Here is a 24,039-nt window from a genome sequence, read left to right on the forward strand (position 1 = left end):
CACGGAACCGCGCGGGTGTTCGCTTCGTCCTCCCGGGCAGCCTCCCGCGCCGGTCCGACCCCAGGAGCCGCCCGCCATGCGGACACCACGCCACCGGTCACGCCTCGCCCTGCCCGCCCTGCTGGCCGCCCTGCTGGCCGGCTGCTCCACCGCCGCACCCGTGGCGGCGGGAGGGCCGGGCACCGCCACGCCCTCGGCCACCACGTCGCCGACGCAGACGCCGACCGCGATGCCGACCCCTTCGCCGACGCCCGCGCGGACCCGCACGCCCTCGGCCGTCCCGAGGCCGCCGAGCCCCGACCCGCGTCCGCCGTCGCCCTCGCAGTCGCCCTCGCAGTCGCCCTCGCCGTCGCCGTCACGGACGTCCGCCCCGAAGCCGAGGCCGACCCCGACCGCCACACCCACCCGCACGGCCACCCCGAGCCCGGCACCGAGCACGCCCAAGCCGCCTCCCCCGCAAGGGACTTCGGTCGAGGTGGTGTCCTCCACCGGCACCGGCCGAGGCGTGGCGCTGACCTTCGACGACGGTCCCGGGCCGGCCACCGGGCCGGTCCTCGACCTGCTGGCCCGGTACGGCGTGCGGGCCACCTTCTGCGTGACGGGGAAGAACGCCGCCGCGCATCCGGAGCTGGTCCGGCGCATCCGGGCGGACGGGCACCGGCTCTGCGACCACAGCGTGAACCACCCGCAGCCGTTCGCAGCCCTGTCGCCGCAGCGGACGGCGGAGGAGATCGTCAACGCCAAGGCCATGATCGTCCAGGCCGGCGGCCCCGGTACCCAGGTGCCATGGTTCCGGGCCCCCGGCGGCGCCTTCACCGAGGCCAACCGCACGCTCGCCGCCCGCAACGGCCTCCGCCCGCTCGGCTGGTCCGTCGATCCCCGCGACTGGAGCCGCCCGGGCGCCGACGCCATCCTGCACCGCGTCCAGCACGACCTGCGTCCCGGTGGCGTGGTCCTGCTGCACGACGGCGGCGGCGACCGCACCCAGACCGTGACGGCCCTCGCCGGGCTCCTCCCCTGGCTCACGGCCAACGGCTACGCGTGCACCTTCCCCGCGACGTGATCCCGGCGGGCACGGGCGCGACGCAGGCGACCACCGTGGCGCAGGGCGCGTGACCCTGCGGCCGGGGGCCGGACGCAGGGTCACGCGCTCCCGGCCCGCTGCCACCGGACGTCGCGCCCGGGGCTCACCCCACCTGAACGCCGCGTCAGCGCAGCGGCCAGGTCGGGTCTATCTCCGCCGTCGGGTCCTTCTCCCGGCGCAGCCAGGACTGCAGGTCGGCCGCCCAGGTGCGGTGCCAGCCGATCTGACGGGTGTGCAGCTGGTCCGGCGTCAGGCCGCCGACCTCGGCGGGGTAGCGCTCGCCGAGGGCGACCGCGACCCGCACCGCCGCGAGCGCGTCGCTGCCGGCCTCGTGGGCGTCGGTCAGCTCGACGCCGTAGACCTCGCAGACGTTCTGCAGCGTCCGCGAGCCGCGCCGGTAGCGGTCCACCGCCCGGTCGACCACCAGCGCGTCGATGACCGGCCGCACCTCGCCGCCCAGCCGGGCGGCCAGCGAGGGCCGGCCGTACCGGGCCAGCTCGGCGTCCAGCAGCGAGAGGTCGAACGGGGCGTTGAACGCGACCACGGGGCGGCCGGCGGCCAGCCGCTCGCAGAGGGCGTGCGCGATCTCCTCGACCGCGAGCACGGCCGGGCGGCCGTCCCGCCGGGCCTGCTCGTCGGTGATGCCGTGGATCGCGGTGGCGTCGGCCGGGACCGGGACGCCGGGGTCGAGCAGCCAGTTGAGTACCCGCTCGGGGCGGCCCCCGAAGGTGTCGACCAGCGCGGCGGTGACGATCCGGGAGGAGGCCGGGTCGGTGCCCGTGGTCTCCAGATCGAAGCCGACCAGGGGCTCCTTCCACCAGCTCATCCGAGATGTCCTTCCGTCGGTCCGTCAGAGTCCGTCCATCATCGCCTGCCCCAGTGACAGCCGGGCCCGCCGGGTCACCTCAGCGTCTTCACGAGACCGCCCGGGAGTCTCCCCAGCTGTCCTCGAACTCCTCCCGGTAGACCTCCAGCAGGCCCGGCTCGGCGCTCCCGCCGCGCAGCACCATGGCCGGCGACTCGATGCCCCGGGTGCGCCGCAGGTAGGGCTGGACCACGCCGATGTCGCCGGTCCGCCGCCGCCCCGGATGGCGCGGGCCGTCGACCAGGTAGGCGGTGAAGCGCGGGGTCTCGTCGAAGACCCGGATCTCGAAGGAGGCCTGGTCCCGCAGGTGGGCCCGGACCCGGCGGACGTGCATGATGTTCATCTCGATCGAGCGGGCCAGTTCGCCGCGCCCGAGGCCGAGTTCGCGCTCGCGGCGGCGGACGGCGCTGCCGGCCGGGTTGAGGAAGAGCAGCCGCACCCGGCAGCCGTCGGAGGCCAGCCGGACCAGCCGCTTGCCGGTGTAGTTCTGGCAGAGCATGCCGAGGCCGATGCCGATCGCGTCCAGCCGGCGGGCGCCGTCCAGCAGGTCCTCCACCGGCAGGTCGCGCTGGAGCCGGACCCGGTCGGGGTGCACCGAGACCACGTCGGCGAACCGGCCGCCGACCAGCTCCTCGACCACGTCGCCGGGCACCCCGGCGCCGCCCCCGCCGTCCAGCAGGCCGAGCAGCCGGGCGGCGGCCCGCTCGGTCTGGGCGAGCACGGTGGTGGAGAGGCTGCGGTTGCGGGAGACCACGTGGCGGGCGACCTCCAGCTCGTCCAGGGCGAGCTCGATCTCCCGGCGGTCGATCAGGTGCGGCTCGAAGCACGGCCAGTGCTGGACCATCAGCTCGCGCAGCTGCGGCAGGGTGAGGAAGACCAGCGGGTCGTCGTCGGCCGGGTCCAGCAGGTAGCCCTTGCGCCGGCTGACCTCGCGGACCGCACCGGCCCGGTGCACCCACTCCTCGCCGGCCGGGCCGGCCGCGGCCGTCACCCAGTCCTCGCCGTGCGCGGGGGCGTAGACCGGGCGGAGCACCTCGTCCACCAGGGAGCGCAGCCGCTGCTCGACCAGGTTGAGCCAGACGTACGCCCGCCCGGCGAGCCGGACCCGGTGGTCGGCGAGGCCCCACTGCTCGGCCGTCCAGGCGAGCGGGATGCTCTCCACCGGCCCGCCCTGGGCCGGGACGGTCGGGCGCCTCGGCGGGCCGCCGCCCATCACCACCGTCGGCGCCTCGCTCCGGCCGGAGCGGCCCGGGCCGTCGGCGGGGACCACCATGCGCTACCTCACACCTCTAGGCCCGCTTCCGGGGCTGCCGCGATCGGTCCGGCCGCGATCTGACGGACGATCAAGAGTACTGCCCGCACGGACGGGGGCGCAGCCCCTTCACCGCACAACCCCGGCTCACCCGGTCGGCGCGCACTCCGTCAAGTGCGCGGGAATGCTCCGGTGGCGGACACTCGTTCGGGCGAACCGGCGGCCATTCGCTCGTCCGGGGAGCGGGGCGCCGGGAAGGATCGGTTCTGTGCCGTTCGTCACGGCACGACGATGAGTGGCATGCTCCGGCCAGACCGGGGCATCCGCTAGAGAAGCGTCAATTCCGCCATGCCCCAAGGAAGTTGAGGCAGCATGCAGGTCTGGCCAGGGCAGCCGTACCCCCTCGGCGCCACCTACGACGGGGCCGGTACCAACTTCGCGGTGTTCTCCGAGGGTGCCGACCGGATCGAGCTCTGTCTGCTCGCCGAGGACGGCACCGAGCAGTCGGTGGAGCTGCGCGAGACGGACGCCTTCGTCCGGCACGCCTACCTGCCCGGGATCCAGCCCGGCCAGCGGTACGGCTTCCGGGTGCACGGCCCGCACAACCCCGGGCTCGGCCAGCGGCACAACAGCTCCAAGCTGCTGCTGGACCCGTACGCCAAGGCGATGAGCGGCCACATCGACTGGGACGAGTCGGTCTACGGCTACCACTTCGGCGCTCCCGAGCGGCGCAACGACCTGGACTCCGCCGCGCACACCATGCACTCCGTGGTGATCAACCCCTACTTCGACTGGGGGAACGACCGCCCGCCGCGCACCGACTACCACCGCACGGTGCTCTACGAGGCGCACGTGAAGGGCCTGACCCGGCTGCACCCAGGCATCCCGGACGAGATCCGGGGCACCTACGCGGGCATCGGCCACCCGGCGGTGATCGAGCACCTGGCCAAGCTCGGGGTGACGGCGATCGAGCTGATGCCGGTGCACCAGTTCGTCCGCGACCACCGGCTGACCGACCTCGGGCTCTCCAACTACTGGGGCTACAACACCATCGGCTTCTTCGCCCCGCACTCCTCCTACTCCTCCGGCGGGGACCGGGGGCAGCAGGTGCAGGAGTTCAAGTCGATGGTGAAGGCGCTGCACGCGGCCGGCATCGAGGTGATCCTCGACGTGGTCTACAACCACACGGCGGAGGGGAACCACCTCGGCCCGACGCTCTCCTTCCGGGGCCTGGACAACGCCTCGTACTACCGGCTGGCCAAGGACCAGCGGTTCTACGAGGACACCACCGGCACCGGGAACAGCCTGCTGATGCGCAGCCCGCACGTGCTCCAGCTGATCATGGACTCGCTGCGCTACTGGGTCACCGAGATGCACGTGGACGGCTTCCGCTTCGACCTGGCGGCCACCCTGGCCCGGCAGTTCCACGAGGTGGACCGGCTGTCCTCGTTCTTCGACCTCTGCCAGCAGGACCCGGTGGTCTCCCAGGCCAAGCTGATCGCCGAGCCCTGGGACCTGGGCGAGGGCGGCTACCAGGTGGGGAACTTCCCGCCGCTGTGGACCGAGTGGAACGGGATGTACCGGGACACCGTCCGCGACCTCTGGCGCGGGGAGAACGCCACGCTGGCCGAGTTCGGCTCCCGGCTGACCGGCTCCTCCGACCTGTACCAGAACGACGGGCGCCGCCCGATCGCCTCGATCAACTTCGTCACCTGCCACGACGGCTTCACCCTGCGGGACCTGGTCTCCTACAACGAGAAGCGCAACCAGGCCAACGGCGAGGACAACCGGGACGGCGAGTCCTTCAACCGCTCGTGGAACTGCGGCGCCGAGGGCCCGACCGAGGACCCGGAGGTGGAGCTGCTGAGGGCCCGTCAGCAGCGGAACTTCATCGCCACGCTGTTCCTCTCCCAGGGCGTGCCGATGCTCTCGCACGGCGACGAGTTCGGCCGCACCCAGCTGGGCAACAACAACGCCTACTGCCAGGACAACGAGCTCTCCTGGGTGCACTGGCCCGAGCGCCCCGGCGCCGAGTCGGAGCTGCTGGAGTTCACCCAGGGGATGATCTGGCTCCGGCGCGACCACCCGGTCTTCCGGCGCCGCCGGTTCTTCCACGGCCGCCCGGTCTCCGGCACCCACGACGACCTGACCGACATCGCCTGGTTCACCCCCGCCGGGGACGAGATGACCCAGGAGGACTGGTCGACCTGCTACGCCAAGTCGCTCTCGGTCTTCCTGAACGGGCACGCCATCTCGGAGCCGGACCGGCGCGGCGGCAAGATCGTGGACGACTCCTTCCTGCTGCTCTTCAACGCCCACCACGAGCCGCTGGAGTTCACCGTCCCGGCCGACCACGGCGACGAGTGGCAGGTGGTGGTGGACACCACGCTGGCCACCCTGCCGGCGCCCGGCACCGGCACCCGGGTGAAGGCCGGCGACACCCTCTGGCTGACGGACCGTTCGCTGATGGTGCTCCAGCGCCCGGCCTGACCCGGGCCCCGGCTACGCCGCCCGCTCCGCCGCGCGCGGGGCGGGCGGCGCCGTCTTCTCGGCGTCCCGGGCGCCGCGCGAGATCCGCTCGGCGACCACCGCGGCCAGGGTGCGCGGTCGGCGCGGTGCGAGGTGCGCGGCGACCAGGTTGGACAGCCCCGGGGTGACGTAGGCCCGGTCCCGGTCCAGTGCCCGCAGTGCGGCCCGCACCACCGGGCCGGGCTGGGCGAACGAGCCCGTGACGGCCGCCTTCCGGGTGCCGATCACCTCGAAGAAGCCGGTCTCCACCGGGCCCGGACAGAGCGTCAGCACCTTGATGCCGCGCCGCCGGTACTCCTGGCGCAGGGCGAGGCCGAAGTCCAGCACGAAGGTCTTGGACGCGCCGTAGACGGCGAAGTACGGGGTGGGCTGGAAGGCCGCGGTGGAGGCCACGTTCAGCACCGCGCCCGCGCCGCGCGCCAGCATGCCGGGCAGCACCTCGTGGGTGAGGCCGACCAGCGCCACCACGTTGACCATCAGCTGGTCGTGGTCCCGCCCGGCCCCGTTCTCCTCGAAGCGCCCGCAGGTGCCGAAGCCGGCGTTGTTCACCAGCAGGTCCACCGCCAGCCCCCGGGCCGCCAGTTCGGCCCCGACCCGGCGGGCGGCGTCCGGCTCGGCCAGGTCCTGGACCAGCACCTCGGCCCGCACCCCGTGGGCCCGGCCGAGCCGGGCGGCCAGCTCGGCCAGCCGGTCGGCGGAGCGGGCCAGCAGCACCAGGTCTTGGCCCCGGGCCGCGAGCTGCTCGGCGAACTCCGCGCCGAGGCCGGAGGACGCGCCTGTGATCAGAGCTGTTCCGGGCATGGTGACACTCCTTCTGCTGGAGAACTGACACTCAGTCATCTGATACAGGAGAGTATCCGATAACTCGAAAGCTGCAACAGTGGTGGATCAGTAAGTCCGCGATAGCCTCTCGGAGGACCACGACCGGCCTGGGAGGCAGGGATGAGCACGACCTCGGGACGACCGCTGCGGGCCGACGCCGAGCGCAGCGTCCGGGCGATCCTGGCGGCGGCGGAGCGGGTGCTGACGGAGCATCCGGCCGCCTCGATGGAGCAGATCGCCGAGGCGGCCGGGGTCACCCGGATCACCGTGCACCGCCGTTTCGCCAACCGGCAGGCCCTGCTGGACGCCCTGGCCACCGAGGCCGCCGACAAGCTGGCCCGGGCCATCGAGGACAGCCACCCGGAGACCGCCCCGCCGCTGGTCGCCCTGCACCGGGCCACCGCCAACGTGCTACGGATCAAGGGCGCCTGGGGCTTCGCCCTCGGCCCGGCGGTGGCGGGCAGCGAGCGGGCCGCCCGGCGGCACCAGGAGATCGCCGAGCGCTGCACGGCGCTGCTCACCCGGATGCGGGACGAGGGCGCGCTCGCCGCAGACGCCGATCCGGAGTGGGTACGGCGGGTCTTCTACGCCCTGATCGGCGAGGCCCTGCACGGCGGCCCAACGGCCGGCGACCCCGATCCGGACGCGCTGGCCACCCGGATCGTCGACACCCTGCTGCACGGCGCCGGACCACGGCCCGGGGCCGGCTGACGGCGCGTCACAACCTGACACGGCTACGCCGTTCGCACCAATACCGCCATAACGGGCCCGGCAGGGGGTACCCGTAACCCCATGACGTCAGCGCAGCCGCGCCCGCCCACCGCCAGCTACCGCCTCCAGCTCCAGCCCGCCTTCACCCTGCACGACGCCCGCGCGGCGGTGCCGTACCTGGCCGCCCTGGGCGTCTCGCACCTGCACCTGTCACCGCTGCTGGAGGCCGCCCCCGGCTCCACCCACGGCTACGACACGGTGGACCACACCCGGATCAGCGAGCAGCTCGGCGGCGAGACGGCGCTGCGCGCGCTGGCCGCCGAGGCCCGGCGGCACGGGCTGCGGCTGATCGCCGACGTGGTGCCCAACCACATGGCGCTGCCCGTCCCCGAGGACCTCAACCAGCCGCTCTGGCAGGTGCTCCGGGACGGCCCCGACTCCCCGTACGCGGCCTGGTTCGACATCGACTGGGCGGCCCAGACCGGCCCGGCCGACGCGCCGGAGCGCGGGCGGGTGCTGCTGCCGGTCCTCGGCGGACGGCTCGGCGAGGTGCTCGACCAGCTGACGGTGGACGGCCCGGTGCTGCGCTACCACGAGCACGCGCTGCCGATCCGGCCCGGCACCGGGCACCTGCCGCTCGCCGAGTTGGTGCGGCACCAGTGGTACCGGCCGGCCTGGTGGCGGGTGGCCGACAGCGAGCTGAACTACCGCCGGTTCTTCACGGTCAATCAGCTGATCGCGGTCCGGGTCGAGGTGCCCGAGGTCTTCGAGGCCACCCACCGCACCCTGCTCCGGCTGCACGCCGAGGGCGTGCTGGACGGCTTCCGGATCGACCACCCGGACGGGCTGGCCGACCCGCGCGGCTACCTCCGGCGACTGGCCGAGGCCACCGGCGGCGCGTACACCGTGGTCGAGAAGATCCTCACCGGCGACGAGCTCCTGCCCGCCGACTGGCCCTGCGCCGGCACCACCGGCTACGACGCCCTGCGCCGCATCGACGGCGTCCTCACCGACCCCCTCGGCGCCGAACGCCTCGTCACCGCCTACCGCGCGGACTGCGCCGCCCCGGCTCCGGCCCGGCCCCCGCACACCCCCGCCCGGTTCGAGCCCGCCCGGCCGACCGGGGCCCCCTGGCACGGGGACGCCGCAGCACCCGCCGCCCCGCTCCGGTCCGAGTCGCACTCGGCGCGGCCACCGGGACCGGACGGGGGCGGCACCCCGTCCCCCGCACGTCTCCAGGACGGCGACCGGACGGCAGGGGCACCCGCTGCGCCCGACCCGTCCGCCCCGCCCACCGGAGCCCCGGCCGCGCGACCCGGCACCGACGACCGGCCGGCCGGCGCCCCGGCCGGCGAGCCCGCCGCAGGCGGCTCCACCCACTCCGGCGGTGTCGGGCGCCCACCCCTCCCCCGGCCCGGCACCGACGAGTCCGGCAGCGCGCGGCCCGGCACCGACGACATGGCGGCCGAAATCCGCCACGGCCGGGCCGAACTCCTCACCCCTGACGGCGAGTTGTCCGCCGAGCTGGGCCGGCTGGTCCGCCTGGTCGGCCGGATCTGCGCCGCCGAGCCCGGCCTCGCCGACCACCCCGCCTGGGCCGTCCGGGAGGTACTGGCCGAGCTGCTGACGGCCTATCCGGTCTACCGCCCCTACGTCGTCCCCGGCGAGCCCGCCCCGCCGGAGGCCGTCGCGGGGGTGACCACCGCACTGGCCGGGGTGCCGGAGCGACTGAGCGGCGCCGCCGGGCTGGTCCGCGGTCTGGCCCTCGGTGAGCTGGGCAGCAGTCCGGCCAAGGACGAGTTCGCCGCCCGGCTCGGGCAGACCGCCGCCGCCGTGGCCGCCAAGGGTGTCGAGGACACCGCCTTCTACCGCTTCAACGCGCTGCTCAGCCTGAACGAGGTCGGCGGCAGCCCCACCCACCCCGGTCTGAGCCCGGCCCGGTTCCACGCCTGGTACGGCGCGCTGGCCGAGGAGTGGCCGCACTCCATGACGGCGCTCTCCACCCACGACACCAAGCGCAGCGCCGATGCCCGGGCCCGCCTCACCGTGCTCGCCGAGCTGCCGGAGCGCTGGGCCGCCGAGTGCGCCGCCTGGACCACCGCCGCCGGGCCCTGCCCGGACCGGCCGACCGCCTGGCTGCTCTGGCAGACCCTGGTCGCCGCCTGGCCGATCACCCCCGAGCGGCTCGGCGCGACCCTGCTCAAGTCCGTCCGCGAGGCCAAGCGCCGCACCTCCTGGACCGACCCCGACGAGGAGTACGAGCAGGCCGTGCTGGCCTACGCCCGGGCCGCCCTCGCCGACCCCGCGCTGCACCCCCGGATCGAGGGCTTCGTCGGCTCCATCGCGCCCTACGCCAGGAGCAACTCGCTGGCCGCCGCCCTGCTGCACCTCACCGGCCCCGGCGTGCCCGACCTCTACCAGGGCAGCGAGGAGCCGCTGCACACCCTGGTCGACCCGGACAACCGCGCACCCGTCGACCTCTCCGCGCTCGCCGTCCGCCTCACCGACTCCGCCGCGCCGCGCCCGGACGACCCGGCCCGGGAGAAGCTGCACCTCACCGCCACCGCCCTGCACCTGCGCCAAGAGACGCCCGAGCCCGGCCCGTACCGGCCGCTCACCGCCACCGGGCCGGCCGCCGGCCACCTGCTGGCCTTCGCCCGGGGCGAGCACACCGTCACCGCCGTCACCCGGCTCCCGTACGGGCTGGAGCGGGGCGGCGGTTGGCGCTCCACCGCCCTGGAGCTGCCGGCCGGGCACTGGCGCGAGGAGCTGACGCAACGTCGCTTCGAAGGCGGCCGAGTACCGGCGGCGGAGCTGTTCGCCGCCCTGCCCGTCGCCCTGCTGGTCCAGACTTGAGCCCGACCCGAGCACGAGGGAGCACCCGGTGACGCACTACCAGGTATGGGCGCCGGCGGCGTCCCTGGTCGAGCTCGAAGTCGACGGCACCGACCACCCGATGACGCCCTGGCCGGGCCGCCCCGGCTGGTGGCGGGCCGAGGCGCCGGAGGGCGACTACGGCTTCCGCCTCGACGGCGGCCGGGCGCTGCCCGACCCGCGCTCGCCCCGCCAGCCGCACGGGCCGGACGGCCTGAGCCGGCCCGTCGACCACGCCGCCTTCCACTGGTCCGACACCCCGTGGCAGGGCCGGGCGCTGCCGGGGGCCGTGGTGTACGAGCTGCACGTGGGCACCTTCACCCCCGGCGGCACCTTCGCCTCGGCCGCCGAGCGCCTCGACCACCTGGTCGAACTCGGGGTGGACTTCGTGGAGTTGCTCCCGGTCTGCCCGTTCCCCGGCCGGCACGGCTGGGGCTACGACGGGGTCTCGCTCTGGGCGGTGCACGAGCCCTACGGCGGCCCGGAGGGGTTGAAGCGCTTCGTGGACGCGGCGCACCGCAAGGGGATCGGGGTGATCCTCGACGTGGTGCACAACCACCTGGGCCCGTCCGGGAACTACCTGCCCGCCTTCGGTCCGTACTTCACCGACCGGCACCACACCCCCTGGGGCGCGGCGGTGAACCTGGACGCGCCGGGCTCCGACGAGGTCCGTGCCTTCCTCACCGGCAGCGCGCTGGCCTGGCTGCGGGACTACCGGATCGACGGGCTGCGGCTGGACGCGGTGCACGCACTGGCCGACGACCGAGCGTACCCGTTCCTGGAGGAACTCGCCGTCGAGGTGGAGAAGTTGGCGGCGGCCACCGGCCGTCCGCTGTTCCTGGTCGCCGAGTCGGACCTGAACGACCCGCGCACCACCAACCCCCGGCAGGCCGGCGGCCTGGGCCTGACCGCGCAGTGGAGCGACGACTTCCACCACGCCCTGCACGCCGCGCTGACCGGCGAGTCCCAGGCCTACTACGGCGACTTCGCCGCCGCACCGCTGGCCGCCGTGGCCAAGACGCTCACCAAGGGCTTCTTCCACGACGGGAGTTGGTCCTCCTTCCGGGAGCGCAGCCACGGCCGCCCGTTCCCCGCCGCCTACGGGCACCGGCTGCTCGGCTACACCCAGACCCACGACCAGATCGGGAACCGGGCACTCGGCGACCGGCTCTCCGCCACCCTCTCCCCCGGGCGGCTGGCGGCCGGGGCGGCGCTGCTGCTCACCTCGCCGTTCACCCCGATGCTCTTCATGGGCGAGGAGTGGGGCGCCGCCACCCCGTGGCAGTACTTCACCAGCCACCCGGACCCGGAGCTGGCCGAGGCCGTCCGGCAGGGCCGCCGCCGGGAGTTCACCTCGCACGGCTGGGCCCCGGAGGCGGTGCCCGACCCGCAGGCCCCCGCCACCGTGCTGGTCTCCACCCTGGACTGGACCGAGCCCGCCGCCCCGGGGCACGCCCAACTGCTGGACTGGTACCGCCGGTTGATCCGCCTGCGGCGCACTCACCCCACCCTCACCGACCCCGACCTAGGCGCCGTCCGGGTGGATTTCGACGAGCACGCCCGCTGGCTGGTGGTGCACCGCGGCCCGCACCGCCTCGCGGTCAACCTCGCACCCGCCGAGCAGTACCTCCCGGTCCCCCCGGGCACCCCGGTCGCCGTCTTCGGCAGCGCCGAGCAGACCCCGGACGGCCTGCTGCTCGGCCCGGACTCCACCGCCCTGCTGGAGATCGACTGATCAGCGTAGGAACGCGGTGATCCGCCCTCGCAGCCCCGCCACGTCCAGCCCGTACGCCGCCAGGTGCTCCGGGATCGTCCCGTACTGCCGGTGCTCCTCCTTCGGCACGCCCAACCCCAGGACCCGGTGCGGCAGTTCGGCCAGTGCCGCGTTCACCTCGCCCACCGAGGTGCCCGCCAGGTACGGCTCCACCAGCACCACCTCGGCCGGTCCGTCCCCGACTGCGGCCCGTAGCGCCGCCCCGTCGAAGGGCCGCACGGTGGCCGCGTACAGCACCGTCACGTCCGTGCCCTCGGTGGCCGCCAGCACCGCGTCAAGCATCGGCCCGACCGCCAGCACCACGCCGCGCCGCCCCTGCCGCACCGTCAGGAAGCGTCCCGGCTCCACCGGCCGGGCCTCGGCGTTCTGGTGCACGGACAGCCGGACGTACACCTTCTCGTCGCCGTCCGCCGCCGCGTGCCGCAGCAGCCGCTCCGCCTCGTCCGGGTGCCCCGGCACGTGCACCGTCCAGCCCGGCAGGGTGTCCAGCAGGGCGACGTCCCCGGGGGCCATGTGGGTCCGGCCGCCGGCCGGCCAGTCGTAGGAGCCGGCCGCGCTGACCAGCACCGCGCCGACGCCCTGGTGGCCGAGGTCCAACTTGACCTGCTCGAAGGGCCGTTCGACCAGGAAGCTGGCGAAGGTGTGGGCGATCGGGCGCAGCCCGGTCAGCGCCAGGCCGCCCGTCACGCCGATCAGCAGCTGCTCCCGGATCCCGACGTTCACCACCCGGTCCGGGTGCCGGGCGGCCTCCGCCTCCAGGCTGGCGGCGCTGATGTCGGCCAGCACGACGGCCAGCCTCGGGTCCTGGTCCAGCAGTTCACCGGTGATGCCGATGAAGCGGTCACGCATGGTCTCGGTGGTCTCCACGGTCTCTCTCCCCTTGTCCCTGCTGTCAGTTCTTCGGCTCGACCCGGGCGACCACCGCGTGCGGCCGGCCGTCGTGCGGGGCGGTGAACGCCCGGTACAGCGCCTCGTGGTCCCGGCCGTCCACGGTGACCGCCGACCAGCCCTCGGCCTCGAATCGGGAGGCCAGGCCGCCCCGCCAGCCGTGAGTGGCCGAGGAGTTGTCGATCACCACGGTGTGCAGCCGGTCGAGACCGGCCGCGCCGGCGAAGGCCACCGCCTCGTGGTTGCTCCCCTCGTCGAACTCGGCGTCGCCGACCAGCACCCAGACCGCCGGGTCGGTCAGCCCCTGGGCCCGCAGGCCGAGCGCGGTGCCGACCGCCAGCGGCAGGCCGTGGCCGAGCGAGCCGGAGCCGATCTCGGCACCGGGCACCAGCAGCCGGTCGGGGTGGTGGCCGAGCGGGGAGTCGTAGGCGCCGAAGCTGCGCAGCACCTCCGGGTCGAGGAAGCCCTTGGCGGCCAGCACCGCGTAGTAGGCCATCGGGCCGTGGCCCTTGGAGAGCAGGAAGCGGTCCCGCTCGGGGTCTTCGGCGGTCTCCGGGGAGACCCGGAGCACCCGGTCGTAGAGCACCCAGAGCACGTCCAGGGTCGAGGTGGCGGCCGGGCCGTGCTTCTCGGCGCCGGTCATCAGGGCCATCAGCGGGGCCAGGTCCCGGTGGCCGTACTGCTGCTTGGTGATCGCTGCGGAGGTCATGGGCACAGCCTGCAAGTTGAAGCCGACTTCAAGTCAAGCCCACACCTCGGCCCACGCCGCAGCCCGCTCGACAGCCGTCCCCGAGCGGCTCCCGGCGGACCGTTAGTGTTCCGCCCATGGCGCTCTCCCGGCACGACCTCCTCACCATCGGCGAACTCGCCGCCCGCAGCGGGCTGGCCACCTCGGCGCTGCGCTACTACGAGAAGCTCGGCCTGATCCACGCCGAACGCACGGCCGGCGGCCAGCGCCGCTACGCCCGCGCCACCCTGCGCCGGGTCGCCTTCGTCCGGGCCGCCCAGCGCGTCGGCCTCTCGCTGGACGAGGCCCGCACCGCGCTGGACCGGCTGCCCGCCGAGCGCGCCCCGAACGCCGGCGAGTGGAGCCGGGTCGCCGAGTCCTGGCAGTCCCGGATCGACGAGCAGATCGCCGAGCTGGAGCGCCTCAAGCAGAAGCTCACCGGCTGCATCGGCTGCGGCTGCCTCTCGCTCTCCCGCTGCGCGCTCTACAACGCCGGCGACCGCGCCGCCGCCACCGGCCCCGGTGCCCGCTACCTGCTCACCACCGATCCGTCCCGAGGCGCGGAGCAGGCCCCCGAAGCCCCCTGAGCCATCTATGCTGCTCTCGCGAAGCCCGGCACCACGGCACACGGCCGTCTCGAACAGCCACGGGGGAGAACCGACATGACCGACCATCAGGACGTCTCGCTGGACTGGATGTCGACCGACCAGGAGAACCTGCGGCCGCCCACCGACCTGCGCCCCGAGATCCCGCACCCGGCCCGGATGTACGACTACTACCTGGGCGGCAAGGACAACTTCCCGGCCGACCGGGAGGCCGCCGAGAAGGTGCTGGCCCTCGGCCCGCTGGTGCGGATCAGCGCCCAGGCCAACCGGGCGTTCCTCCAGCGCGCGGTGCGCGAGCTGGCCTCCGAGCACGGCATCCGACAGTTCCTGGACATCGGCACCGGCATCCCCACCGCAGGCAACACCCACGAGATCGCCCAGCAGGTGCACCCCGACGCCAAGGTCGCCTACCTGGACAACGACCCGATCGTGCTGGTGCACAGCCGTGCCCTGCTGGCCGCGGCCGGCACCGGCAACGCCACCGTCGTCCAGGCCGACCTGCGCGACCCGGCCGCCATCCTGGACGACCCGGACGTCCGCAAGGTGATCGACTTCGACCAGCCGGTCGGCCTGCTGCTCTTCGCGGTGCTGCACTTCATCGACGACTCCGACGACCCGAAGGGCATCGTCCGCACCCTGCTGGACGCCCTGCCCTCCGGCAGCTTCCTGGCCGTCTCGCACGCCACCGGCGACTTCTCCGCCCCCGACCAGGCGGCCAAGGGCCCGGCCGTCTACCGGGCTGCCTCCGCTCAGCTGACCATGCGCAGCAGGGAGCAGGTGCTCGGCTTCTTCGACGGCCTGGAGCTGCTGGAGCCCGGAGTGGTCACCGCCCCCAACTGGCGCCCGGACGAGGCCCCCCAGGCGACCGACGCCGAGACCGCGATCTGGGCGGGCGTGGCCCGCAAGCCCTGACCCGCACCACGCTCCCCCGCCACCCGTACCACCGCTCGCCCTGCCACGCGTGGTCCGTTGTCCTGACAGGCGCCGTTCGGAAACGTAGAGTTCTGCCCACCTGACGCACTGGGGGGCGGATGGAACCGAACGGCGCCCGGGGGAAGTTGTTACGGCCGCGGCTGTACCTGCTGGTCGCCGTGCTGGCCGTGCTGGGCAGTGCCACGGGCCAGGAGGCGCTGCACGACTGGGACCCGGAGACCGGCTTCACCCAGTGGCTCCAGTGGCAGCTGCACTTCCCCGCCTGGTGGACGGAGAACTTCGCCGACCTCACCTACCAGGTGCTGGACGACACCGGGCGCCGCACGGTCGGCATCGCCGGCACCGGCGTCCTGCTGGCCGCCCTGGTCCTGCTGCCACCCCGGCTGCTGCCCCTGGGGCGCGGCCGGTGGCGGGTGGCGGCCGGCGCCGTGGGCGTCGGCGTGCTGGCCGCCCTGCTCGACCAACTGGTCACCCTGGTCGCGATGTTCGCCGTCACCGGGGACCTGCGGCACGCCACCTACGGCCTCCCCCAGTCGCTGCCGGCGACCGCCGGGTTCGGTGTACTGCTCGGACTGGTGCTGGCCCTGCTGCTGCAACGGTTCGGCGCCGCCCAGTACCTCGTCCCGGACGCCGACCGGACCGCCCGGCGGCCCGCCCGTACGCCAGAACGGAGCACCGCCATGGCCGAGGACCCGAAGACCACCGCCGCCACCCCGCTCGGCAGCGTCCCGGGCGACGTGACCAGGTACCTGAGCGCGGCCGCCTACACCGACCCGGCCTTCGCCCGGCGGGTCACCGAGGACCTGGTCTCCGACGACTTCGGCGCCGTGGCCACCTCCCCCGGGCTCGACCTCGTGCCGGTCGCCCGGCACGCCCTGGCTGCCCGGGCCCTGCGCCAGCAGCGCGACCTGGCGCTCTGCGTGGTGCTCGGCGCGATCGTGCTCACCGGACCGTACTGGCTGCTGCCCGCCCTGGCGGTCCTCGCGGTGTTCGGCCTGGCCGGCCGGAAGGCCGGCGCCGACCGGCCGGACCGGGGCCGCAGCCCCGGCGTCCCGGCCTCGGCCTGGTGGAAGCTGGCCGCCGCCGGGCCGGCCGCCTACCTGGCGTCGGTAGTGGCGCTGATGCCGCTGGCACCGATCGAACCGCAGGGCTTCTGGGCCTGGTTCTGTGGCACCTACGCCGGCGGGTGGCCCGCCCAACTGGTCATGTTGGCCGCCGTGGTGGCCGCCTACCTGCTGATCCTCCATCACCACCGAGCCGTCGACGCGCTGCTGCGTGACCGGCTGCGCCGCGAGGTCTTCGACCCCGAGCAGCCCTCCGGGCCGGCCGAGGCCGAGTGGCCGGGCTGGATGCGGGACCGGCTCACCACCATCGCCGACGCCCAGCGGGGCAACCTCACCGTCTACAGCGGCTACCGGCCGTTCGTCGGCTTCGCCGAGGCGTACAACAACTGGCAGCTCGCCGTCCCGATCCTGGCCGCCCACCAACCGGGCGCCCGACCCGCCGCCGAGGTGGAGGAGTTCGACGCCTGGGAGGCGATGACCGCGATCCGCGACCGGCTCCGGGAGACCTCCGTCCGGCACTCCGCCACCCCGCCGGACGCGGCCGAGACCAACCTCACGGGCCTGCTGCTGGAGAGCCGGGTCTTCGCCAACGGCGCAGCCCTGGACGGTGATCCGCGCCTGCTGCCGACCGCCGGGTACACACCGCCCACCGCACTCGACCGGGAGACGGTCCGGCAGATCGCGCTCCACCCGGACGGCGTGGCCCGGCACTACCTGGCCGCCCACCTGCCGCTCTGGGGTGGCGACGTGGTGGCCAGCACCTTCCTGCACCTGTCCACCAACGGCAAGACCCTCTACATCCAGGCCGAAGCGCACCTGCTCCAACCGGTGCACGCCCGCTACCACTCCGTCGACCTGCTGCCGGCCCGGCTCACCGCCGCCCGGCGGGGCGTGCTCCGGTTCGAGGCCCTGGCGGAGACCTTCGGCACGGTGGTCCGGGCCCCCGGCGCCGCGGCCGCCCAGGCCCGCTACCAGAAGCGGCGTGCCAAGCGGCTCAAGCACGAGCTGACCGCCATCAAGCAGGACCCGACCTTCGACCACGGCGCCCGGTTCAGCGTCCGCGAGCTGGCCAGCGGGCCGGAGTACCAGAACTACTTCCAGGAGGTGGACGCCGACCGGGCGTTGGCCACCCTCTACCGGCACGCACTGGCCGCCATCCGGGACTTCCTGGACGACCACGGCGTGGACACCACGCTGTTCAGCACCCAGCAGCAGACCATCCTCAACTACGGGGTGATCCAGCAGGGCGGCGTCAGCGTGGTGGGCAACCAGGCCGTCGGCCCGAACTCCACCGCCCAGACCGTACCCGCACCCGCCCCCGCGCCGCAGGCCCGGGGCTGATGGCCGCCGACCCCGGCCTCCGCCGGGCCGTCCGGCGCCCGCTCCGGCACCGGCTCTACGGCCTGGCGGCGGTCCTCGTCACCCTCGGCTCGCCCTGGGTCCAGGAGTGGTCGGCCGGGCTGTACACCGACCAGGCGGTGCCGGACTGGCTGCTGAGCGAACTCCCCTACCTGGCCTGGAGCACCGGCTACGAACTGCCCGACTCCTACCTGCTGGTGGGCGAATCCGTCTTCCGGTGGAGCAACGCGGTCGCCGCCGTCGTCCTGCTCGCGGCACTGTTCCTGCTCACCCCCCGGCTGGTGCCGTTCGGGGCCGGCCGGGGCCGGCTGCTGGGCGGCTGCCTCGGCACCGGCCTGCTGGCCGCCCTCTGCACCACGCTGGCCGACTCGGGCACCCGCCTGCTGGTGCTCAGCGACCGCGGCCGGTCCGCCGTCGGGTGGGAGCCGAGCGTCCCCCGGCTGGCCGGCTTCGGCCTGCTCCTCGGGCTCGCCCTGGCCCTGACGCTGACCGGCTTCGCCAACCCTCCGCTGCCCACCGCGTCCACCGTGCCTGCCGCGCCCACCGCCGACACCGCACGCCGTGGCGGCCGGCCCCTCGATCGGAGCGCCCAGATGACCGTCCCGACCTCCGCCGGTGTGCCGCTGGGCAGCGAACCCGGCGACGTCACCCGGTACTTGAGCGCTGCCACCTACACCGACCCGGTCTTCGCCCGGCAGGTCACCGAGCACCTCGTGGCGGACGACCTCGGGGCGGTCGCCACCTCCCCCGGAGTGGACCTGGTGGCGGTGGCCCGGCACGCCCTGGCCGCCCAGGTGCTGCGCCGACGGCGGGACGGCGCGCTGGCCCTGCTCCCCCTCGGCCTGCTGCTGGTCAGCCCGCTCTGGCTGCTGATCGCCGCCCTGCTGCTGGGCCTGTTCTCCGGCACCGCCAGGTCGATCCGGTCGACCCGGCCGGTCGGGGCCGCCCGCTGGCGGTACTCGACCCGCCCGGACCGCGGCCGGCACGAGGGCGTCCCTCCGCACGCCGTGCGGAGCCTGCTGGTCAGCGTGCTGATGGCGGCGCTCCTGGTGTCCGCCGCCCTGTACCTGAACGCCGTGCTCGCCCCCGCCGGCGTACTGGCCTGGCTGACCGGCGCCTACCTGGCCGGCCTCCCCTCCGTCCTGGTCCTGCTCGGCACGCTCGCCGCCGCCCACCGGCTGACCTTCCGTCACCTCCAGGACGTGGACGCCCGCCTGCGCGGCCAGCTCCGCCGCGAGGCGTACTCCCCGGACGCCCCGGTCGAACCGCTCGGCCCGGCCTGGACCGGCGCACGGCTGGCCGCCATCGCCGAGGCGCAGCGCGGGAACGTCATCGTGCACAGCACCTATCTGCCGTACCTCGGCCACGGTACGGAGATCTCCGCCGTCCCCCCGCTGGTCGTCCCGCTCCGCCCGGAGCACCGGATGCCCGGCCAACCGTCCGCTCCGATCCGGGAGTTCGACAACTGGGAGATCATCAGCGCGGTGCACGAGCGGCTCCGCGAGACCTCCGCCCGGCACGCCGCCGAGCCCCCGGCGGACGCCACCACCGATCTGACCGACCTGCGGCTGGAGCACCGGATCGCGGTCCACGGCACGGTGGCCGTCGAGGACCCCCGGCTGCTCCGGCCCGACCGGCTCGCCCCCGTCGCCGAGCTGCCCGAGGAGACGGTGCGGGAGATCGCCCTCGACCCGGACGGGGTGGCCCGGCACCACCTGCTCGCCCACCTGCCGCTCTGGGGCGACGACGTGGTGCCCAGTCTCTTCCTCCGCCTCACCGTCACCGGCGGGGCCCTGCACATCGACCCGGCCCTGCGCATCCTGCCCCCGGTCCGGTCCGGCTACCACGAGCTGGACCTGCTCACCCGGACGCCCTCGCCGCAGCACCTGGACACCCTCCGGCTGACCGCCCTGGCCGGGGCGTACACCGCCGTGCGCCGGGCACCGGGTGCCTTCCTGGACGCGGCCGGGTACGACTCCCGGCACCGGGACCGACGGGGCCGCGGCCTGCTCGCGCTGGCGTACGACCCGGGCTTCGACCACGGGGCGCACATCAGCATCCGGGAGAGCGCCACCAACCCGGTCTACCAGAACTACTACCAGAAGAGCGACGGCATCCAGGCCGGCTTCGCCCTGTACCAGCACGCGCTGACCGCGATCCGGGACTTCCTGGAGGAGCACGGCGTGGACACCCACCCGCTCACCGCCCAACAGCACAGCCTGGTGAACTTCGGCGTGATCCAGCAGGGCGGCATCAGCCAGGTCGGCAACCAGGCGATCGGGCCCGGCGCCGCCGCCCACGCGGGCCCCGTCCCGCCCGCCGCCCCTGCCCCGCCCCCGACCTTCGAGAAGCAGCCGAGGAGCACGAGTTGACCCACCCCGACCCCGACCTCCACGCCAACGCCAACGCCAACGCCAACTACGGCGTGCAGCAGTCCGGCGGCCACAGCCAGGTCGGCAACCAGGCCATCGGGCCGAACGCCCGCGCCGTCGCGCACCAGATCGCCTTCCAGTCCGCAGCCCCGGCCGGATCCGCCGAGCGGATCGAGCAACTGCTCACCACGATCCAGCAGTTGCTCACCGCCCACGCCGCCGAACTGCCCGACCCGGACGCCCCGCAGGTGGAGCTGCGCCGCCTCCGGGAGGAGCTGGACGAGGCCGAGCCCCAGCCGGGCGTGCTGCGCCGGGCCCTGGACCGCCTCGCCGCCATCGCCGTGCCGATCGTCCCGCTCGCCACGGCGGTCGCCGAGCTCTCGACCGTCGTCCTGGGCTGACCCGCCGTCACGGCGGCCCGCACCCCTCCGGGGGCGCGGGCCGCCGCCTCACTCCTCCTCGCGGGCGTGCCGGCCGCCCGTGCCCCGGGTGAACCGCCCGGTCAGCCCGGCCGCCAGCGCCCCCAGCAACAGCACCACCGCCGGGATGGCCAGATGCACGGCCGGCCGGAACTCCACCATCCCCTCCGGCAGTTCGACCACCCAGCCGAGCCGCTCGGCCAGGTACAGCGGATCGTAGGTGGCGCAGCCGTACCCGATCGCGGCGAAGCCCAGCGCGAAGAGCAGCAGCACCCAGCTCCGCTCCCCCACCGCGAGCAGCAGCAGCGCGACCGCCCCGACCAGCAGCGGGGTGGCCCCGTTGAAGACCAGCAGGTGCGCCGAGGCGGCCCAGGCCGACGGGTGCCGGATGCCCTGCCAGCCGATCACCGTGAGCACCGCCGCCGCCCCGCCGGCCAGCACCATCCCGACCACCGCCGGCAGCACCCGCACCGGCCGCCCGGCCCGCCGGTACCGGCGCAGCACCAGCCAGCAGGCCAGCAGCCCGGCCACCGCCCAGTACACCGCCAACCACCCGGGCCGGGCCAACTCGTGCGGTCCCAGCAGCCCTCCGGGCGCCCGGAACGCGACCCCGGCACAGAACCCGTCCGGCACCACCTGCCGACACCCCGCCACCCGCACCCGGTACAGCGGCAGCGAACAGCCGATCAGCACCCCGAACAGCGCGAGCACGTACCAGTACCGACGCACGGCCATCCGCCCCACCCTCCCCTCCACCGAGCACCTCGAACGATTGCCCGGCAGTCTCCACGCCCCCCGCCCCGCACACAAGTGCCCGGACGTATCCGCGGGGTGGATATCCGCCCAACGCCGGGCATTCGCCCCACCGGACGAGGTCGGGACGGTGGCCCCACCGCACCGGGAGAGCGACGCGGTCCTCGGCCGGACCCGACTCCCGGCTCAGTCCGCCGGGACCGCAGCCGGCACCTCCCGGGTACACAGTGCACAGCCCCCTCCGGCCCCGTCAGCCGTCAGCAGGGCCCGCGCCATCCGCACCAGATGGCGGTCCGTCGCCTCCGACACCCGCCCAGCCACCCCCGAGCGGAACAGCGAAGCCCCCTCCACCAGGGCGATGAAGGACTCGGCCCGCGCCAGGCACTCCGCGAACGGCAGCTCCGGCCGGTAGCCGCCGATCTGCCCGGCCACCAGCCGTGCGTAGTCCGCGTAGAACGCCCTGACCGCTTCCGCCACCGCCTCGTCCCCGGCCGCCAGCGCCCACAACTCCACGAACAGCCGCACCAGTTCGGCGTCCTGCTGCTGCGCGAGCACCACCTCCACCAGCCGCTCCGGATCGGCCCCGGGCGCCGTCGCCTCCGCGCCCAGCTGCTCCAACGACCGGTGCAGCACCCGGGCCAGCAGCTCGGCCACCAGGCGTTCCCGGCTGGGGAAGTAGTACTGCAGGTGCCCCAGCCGCACGCCGGCCGCCTCCGCCACCGCGCGCAGCGACAGGGCGCCGTGGCCACTCGTCACCAGGGTCCGCTCCGCCGCGTCCAGGATCGCCGTCCGCCGCGCGCTCCCCTTCGCCGTGCTCACGCCGCCACCTCGCCCGCGCCACCGGTCGCCTCGACCGCCACGCCGAGGTCGGCCAGCGCGCCGACCACCTCGCCCGCCCGCGGGTGCTGCTCGGGGAAGACCAGGCCCGCCGGAGCGGGCGCACCGTCCTCCCCGAGCACCCGCCGCAGGCCCAACAGCGCTCCCACCGCCGTGAGATGGGCCTGCCCGGCCGGATCGGTGACGGTCCAGCTCGCCCGCCCGCGCGGCCCGCTCGCATCCAGCCGCAGCCGTGCCGTCCCGCCCTCGCCGGGCGCGTACAGCAGCTTGCGCCGGGCGGGCTGCCAGCGCTCGCCGGAGGCCCAGCGGAAGAAGCCGACCCGGCCGAGGCCGATCAGCGCCCGCGTCGCCCCCACACTGCTGAAGCCGATCCGGGTCGTCACGCTGGACGCCCCCAGGGTGAGCGGGAGGCTGAACTGCTCGGGGGTGTCGATCCGCGCCACCCGGGTGCGCTCCCCGCCCACGTCCACCGTCCGTGCTGCGGTCAGCGGGGTCACTGCCCGGCTCAGCCCGCCCTCCGTCACCTCGTAGGCGAGGCCGAGCCGGTCCATGAACTCCACCGAATCGGCCCCGGCCCGGTCCGCCAGGTCGTAGCGGATCGCGGTGTCCAGCGACTCCAGCCCGCCCAGCCGCTCCGCGAGCGCGGCGGCCACCAGCGGCACCACCCCGCCCATCCATCCGGAGGACAGCAGCACCGGCGCCGCAGCACCCGCGCCGTTCTCCAACGAGACCCGGGCGACGGCCCGTTGGAGCCGCGCGGTCCACCGCGTCACGTCCACGTAGGGCACCCCGCCGCGCAGCGCCGCCTCAAGCGCCCGGTCGGCCGGGTCGTTGACCAGCGCCACCACCGCCCGCACCCCGGCCGCGAACGGCTCCGGGTCGGCGAGGTCCCAGCGCCGGGCCACGGCCCCGGTCTCCCGGCAGAGCTCCGCCGCCCGCGACGGGGTGCGGCCGGCCAACATCAGCGGCCAGAACGGGGCGGCGGCCCGGGCGAGTTCGGCGCCGACGGTGCCGTAGCCGCCGAGCAGCAGGACCGGGCCGGACGGGTCGTGGGAGAGCTGATCCAGTGTCATGAGCCCAATATAGGTCACTCGACCTAAAAAGCCGACCGAAGAAGGCCCCGGCCGGTCTCCCGGCCGGGGCCGCAGCCCTCCGGCTCAGACCTGGGTGCCCGGTCCCGGTGGCGTCCCCACCGAAGCGCCGGAGGCGCCGTCGGCCAGCCCCAGCGCCTTGCGCACCCGCCCCGCGTACATCCAGCCGTCCGTCGCCTCCGCGAGCTCCGCCGCCCGGTCGGCGAGCTCGTCCGGGTCGGTCAGCGCGGCGGCGGACCGCCAGGCGGCGGTCTCCTCGTCCTTGGCGGCCAGCAAGCGCCCCATCGGCCCCTTGGCCGCCTCGGGCAGCTCCACCGCCCGCAGCCCCTTCGCCTCCTGCTCCGAGACCTCGGCCATCTTCCCTGCCCAGTCCCGCAGTTCGGCGTCCGTGTAGTCGTCGTCGTAGACCGGGCACTCCCCGATGGCGCGGTTGTACGGGTTGACCGCGCCCAGGTAGGCGAGCTGCGCCGCGTTCAGGGTGCCGGGCGCGACCCGCACCGAGCCGGTGGAGGTCAGGTGCCCGGCGTCGAAGACGCAGGTCACCTCCCGCACGCCGAGCGCCCACTGACGGGGCGTCGGGTAGAGGTGGTTCTCGCCCACGTGCTTGGGGAGCGCCCAGCCGTCCGGCGCGTAGGCGTCCCAGTGCGGAGCGCAGGCCAGCACCGCGGCGTGCCGGATCTGGCGGCCGGTCGGCTCCCCACCCGGCAGATCGGCCAGCCGGACGGTGCCGGCCACCTCGCCGTTGTGGGCCTTGCCGCACGGGATCTCGGTCAGCCCGGTGAGCAGCTCCGAATCCACCCGGTCCGAGCGGCGGTCCACCAGGTAGCAGTCCCCGGGCGCCAGCGCGGGGCGGCCCGCGACCGTCTCGATGCTCTCGACGAGCCCGCCGTCCGTGGCCGCCAACACCACCGCGGTCAGCCCGCCCCCGGCCGCCAGCACCGCCGCCACCACGCCCGCGATCCACCAGGCGCCCCGACTCCGGGACGGCCGCACGGCTGCGGGCGGCGCCCAGGGGTCGGCGGCGGGCGGCACGTCGGAGGACGGCTGGTACTCGGTCATGGTGCTGGGACTCCCCCGGTG

At 74.8% G+C, this 24,039-nt stretch carries 19 protein-coding genes; 10 read left to right on the top strand and 9 right to left on the bottom strand.

The annotated features are described in order from the left end of the window. Nucleotides 1-76 precede the first annotated feature (76 nt). Nucleotides 77-1,063, top strand: coding sequence for a polysaccharide deacetylase family protein (locus ACIRBX_RS19530; RefSeq protein WP_402298234.1), 987 nt, complete (start codon nt 77-79; stop codon nt 1,061-1,063). A 145-nt stretch (nt 1,064-1,208) separates the two neighbouring features. On the opposite strand, the gene ACIRBX_RS19535 is transcribed toward ACIRBX_RS19530, so the two are convergent. Then, nucleotides 1,209-1,910: an exonuclease domain-containing protein gene (locus ACIRBX_RS19535; RefSeq protein ID WP_402298236.1), complete on the bottom strand. Its 702-nt coding sequence runs from the start codon at nt 1,908-1,910 to the stop codon at nt 1,209-1,211. 88 nt (nt 1,911-1,998) lie between these two features. Next, nucleotides 1,999-3,222 (bottom strand): SAV2148 family HEPN domain-containing protein, encoded by a 1,224-nt coding sequence (locus tag ACIRBX_RS19540; RefSeq protein WP_402298238.1) that lies wholly within the window; start codon nt 3,220-3,222, stop codon nt 1,999-2,001. Nucleotides 3,223-3,573: 351 nt separating this feature from the next. Here ACIRBX_RS19540 and glgX point away from each other — a divergent pair, with 351 nt between their 5' ends. After that, complete coding sequence (gene glgX / locus ACIRBX_RS19545) at nt 3,574-5,691, top strand: glycogen debranching protein GlgX (RefSeq protein ID WP_402298240.1); 2,118 nt, start codon at nt 3,574-3,576, stop codon at nt 5,689-5,691. 12 nt (nt 5,692-5,703) lie between these two features. Here glgX and ACIRBX_RS19550 read toward each other — a convergent pair whose 3' ends face one another. After that, the gene (locus ACIRBX_RS19550; protein WP_402298241.1) at nt 5,704-6,531 is read right to left on the bottom strand and encodes an SDR family NAD(P)-dependent oxidoreductase; all 828 of its coding nucleotides are present in this window, start codon (nt 6,529-6,531) and stop codon (nt 5,704-5,706) included. Nucleotides 6,532-6,672: 141 nt separating this feature from the next. Between ACIRBX_RS19550 and ACIRBX_RS19555 the strand changes: the two genes are divergently transcribed. The 3 genes from ACIRBX_RS19555 to treZ all read left to right on the top strand — a co-directional run bounded on the left by ACIRBX_RS19555 (nt 6,673) and on the right by treZ (nt 11,872). Next, a complete protein-coding gene (locus tag ACIRBX_RS19555) occupies nt 6,673-7,263 on the top strand; it encodes a TetR/AcrR family transcriptional regulator (RefSeq protein ID WP_402298242.1) in 591 nt (196 codons plus the stop codon). A gap of 81 nt (nt 7,264-7,344) precedes the next feature. Further along, nucleotides 7,345-10,119 (top strand): alpha-amylase family glycosyl hydrolase, encoded by a 2,775-nt coding sequence (locus ACIRBX_RS19560; protein WP_402298244.1) that lies wholly within the window; start codon nt 7,345-7,347, stop codon nt 10,117-10,119. A 28-nt stretch (nt 10,120-10,147) separates the two neighbouring features. Continuing rightward, nucleotides 10,148-11,872, top strand: a complete 1,725-nt coding sequence (gene treZ, locus ACIRBX_RS19565; RefSeq protein WP_402298245.1) for a malto-oligosyltrehalose trehalohydrolase — start codon at nt 10,148-10,150, stop codon at nt 11,870-11,872. Here the strand turns inward: treZ and ACIRBX_RS19570 are convergent, their stop codons facing one another. Then, on the bottom strand, nt 11,873-12,760 hold the full coding sequence (locus tag ACIRBX_RS19570; protein ID WP_402298428.1) for a transketolase family protein: 888 nt from the start codon (nt 12,758-12,760) through the stop codon (nt 11,873-11,875). It abuts the gene before it with no gap. A 43-nt stretch (nt 12,761-12,803) separates the two neighbouring features. Beyond that, nucleotides 12,804-13,508, bottom strand: a complete 705-nt coding sequence (locus tag ACIRBX_RS19575; RefSeq protein ID WP_402298247.1) for a transketolase — start codon at nt 13,506-13,508, stop codon at nt 12,804-12,806. Nucleotides 13,509-13,624: 116 nt separating this feature from the next. Between ACIRBX_RS19575 and soxR the strand changes: the two genes are divergently transcribed. The 5 genes from soxR (at nt 13,625) to ACIRBX_RS19600 (ending at nt 20,260) form a co-directional block, all read left to right on the top strand. After that, entirely contained in the window at nt 13,625-14,113 is a 489-nt protein-coding gene (gene soxR / locus ACIRBX_RS19580) for a redox-sensitive transcriptional activator SoxR (RefSeq protein WP_402298249.1), read from the top strand. A gap of 75 nt (nt 14,114-14,188) precedes the next feature. Continuing rightward, the gene (locus ACIRBX_RS19585; protein ID WP_402298251.1) at nt 14,189-15,043 is read left to right on the top strand and encodes an SAM-dependent methyltransferase; all 855 of its coding nucleotides are present in this window, start codon (nt 14,189-14,191) and stop codon (nt 15,041-15,043) included. Between the two features lie 119 nt (nt 15,044-15,162). Continuing rightward, nucleotides 15,163-17,469 (top strand): hypothetical protein, encoded by a 2,307-nt coding sequence (locus ACIRBX_RS19590; RefSeq protein WP_402298253.1) that lies wholly within the window; start codon nt 15,163-15,165, stop codon nt 17,467-17,469. Further along, the gene (locus ACIRBX_RS19595; RefSeq protein WP_402298255.1) at nt 17,469-19,859 is read left to right on the top strand and encodes a hypothetical protein; all 2,391 of its coding nucleotides are present in this window, start codon (nt 17,469-17,471) and stop codon (nt 19,857-19,859) included. The genes ACIRBX_RS19590 and ACIRBX_RS19595 overlap by 1 nt, the downstream gene beginning before the upstream one ends. Continuing rightward, nucleotides 19,856-20,260: a hypothetical protein gene (locus tag ACIRBX_RS19600; RefSeq protein ID WP_402298256.1), complete on the top strand. Its 405-nt coding sequence runs from the start codon at nt 19,856-19,858 to the stop codon at nt 20,258-20,260. The genes ACIRBX_RS19595 and ACIRBX_RS19600 overlap by 4 nt, the downstream gene beginning before the upstream one ends. Before the next feature lie 48 nt (nt 20,261-20,308). On the opposite strand, the gene ACIRBX_RS19605 is transcribed toward ACIRBX_RS19600, so the two are convergent. The 4 genes from ACIRBX_RS19605 to ACIRBX_RS19620 form a co-directional block, all read right to left on the bottom strand. Next, nucleotides 20,309-21,013, bottom strand: coding sequence for a hypothetical protein (locus ACIRBX_RS19605; protein WP_402298258.1), 705 nt, complete (start codon nt 21,011-21,013; stop codon nt 20,309-20,311). Between the two features lie 204 nt (nt 21,014-21,217). After that, complete coding sequence (locus tag ACIRBX_RS19610; protein WP_402298260.1) at nt 21,218-21,850, bottom strand: TetR/AcrR family transcriptional regulator; 633 nt, start codon at nt 21,848-21,850, stop codon at nt 21,218-21,220. Further along, complete coding sequence (locus ACIRBX_RS19615; RefSeq protein WP_402298261.1) at nt 21,847-22,941, bottom strand: saccharopine dehydrogenase; 1,095 nt, start codon at nt 22,939-22,941, stop codon at nt 21,847-21,849. The genes ACIRBX_RS19610 and ACIRBX_RS19615 overlap by 4 nt, the downstream gene beginning before the upstream one ends. Nucleotides 22,942-23,025: 84 nt before the next feature. Next, nucleotides 23,026-24,018 (bottom strand): hypothetical protein, encoded by a 993-nt coding sequence (locus ACIRBX_RS19620; protein ID WP_402298262.1) that lies wholly within the window; start codon nt 24,016-24,018, stop codon nt 23,026-23,028. Between the last annotated feature and the right edge of the window lie 21 nt (nt 24,019-24,039).

This window comes from Kitasatospora sp. NPDC096147 (genome assembly GCF_044763225.1).
GTDB lineage: Bacteria > Actinomycetota > Actinomycetes > Streptomycetales > Streptomycetaceae > Kitasatospora.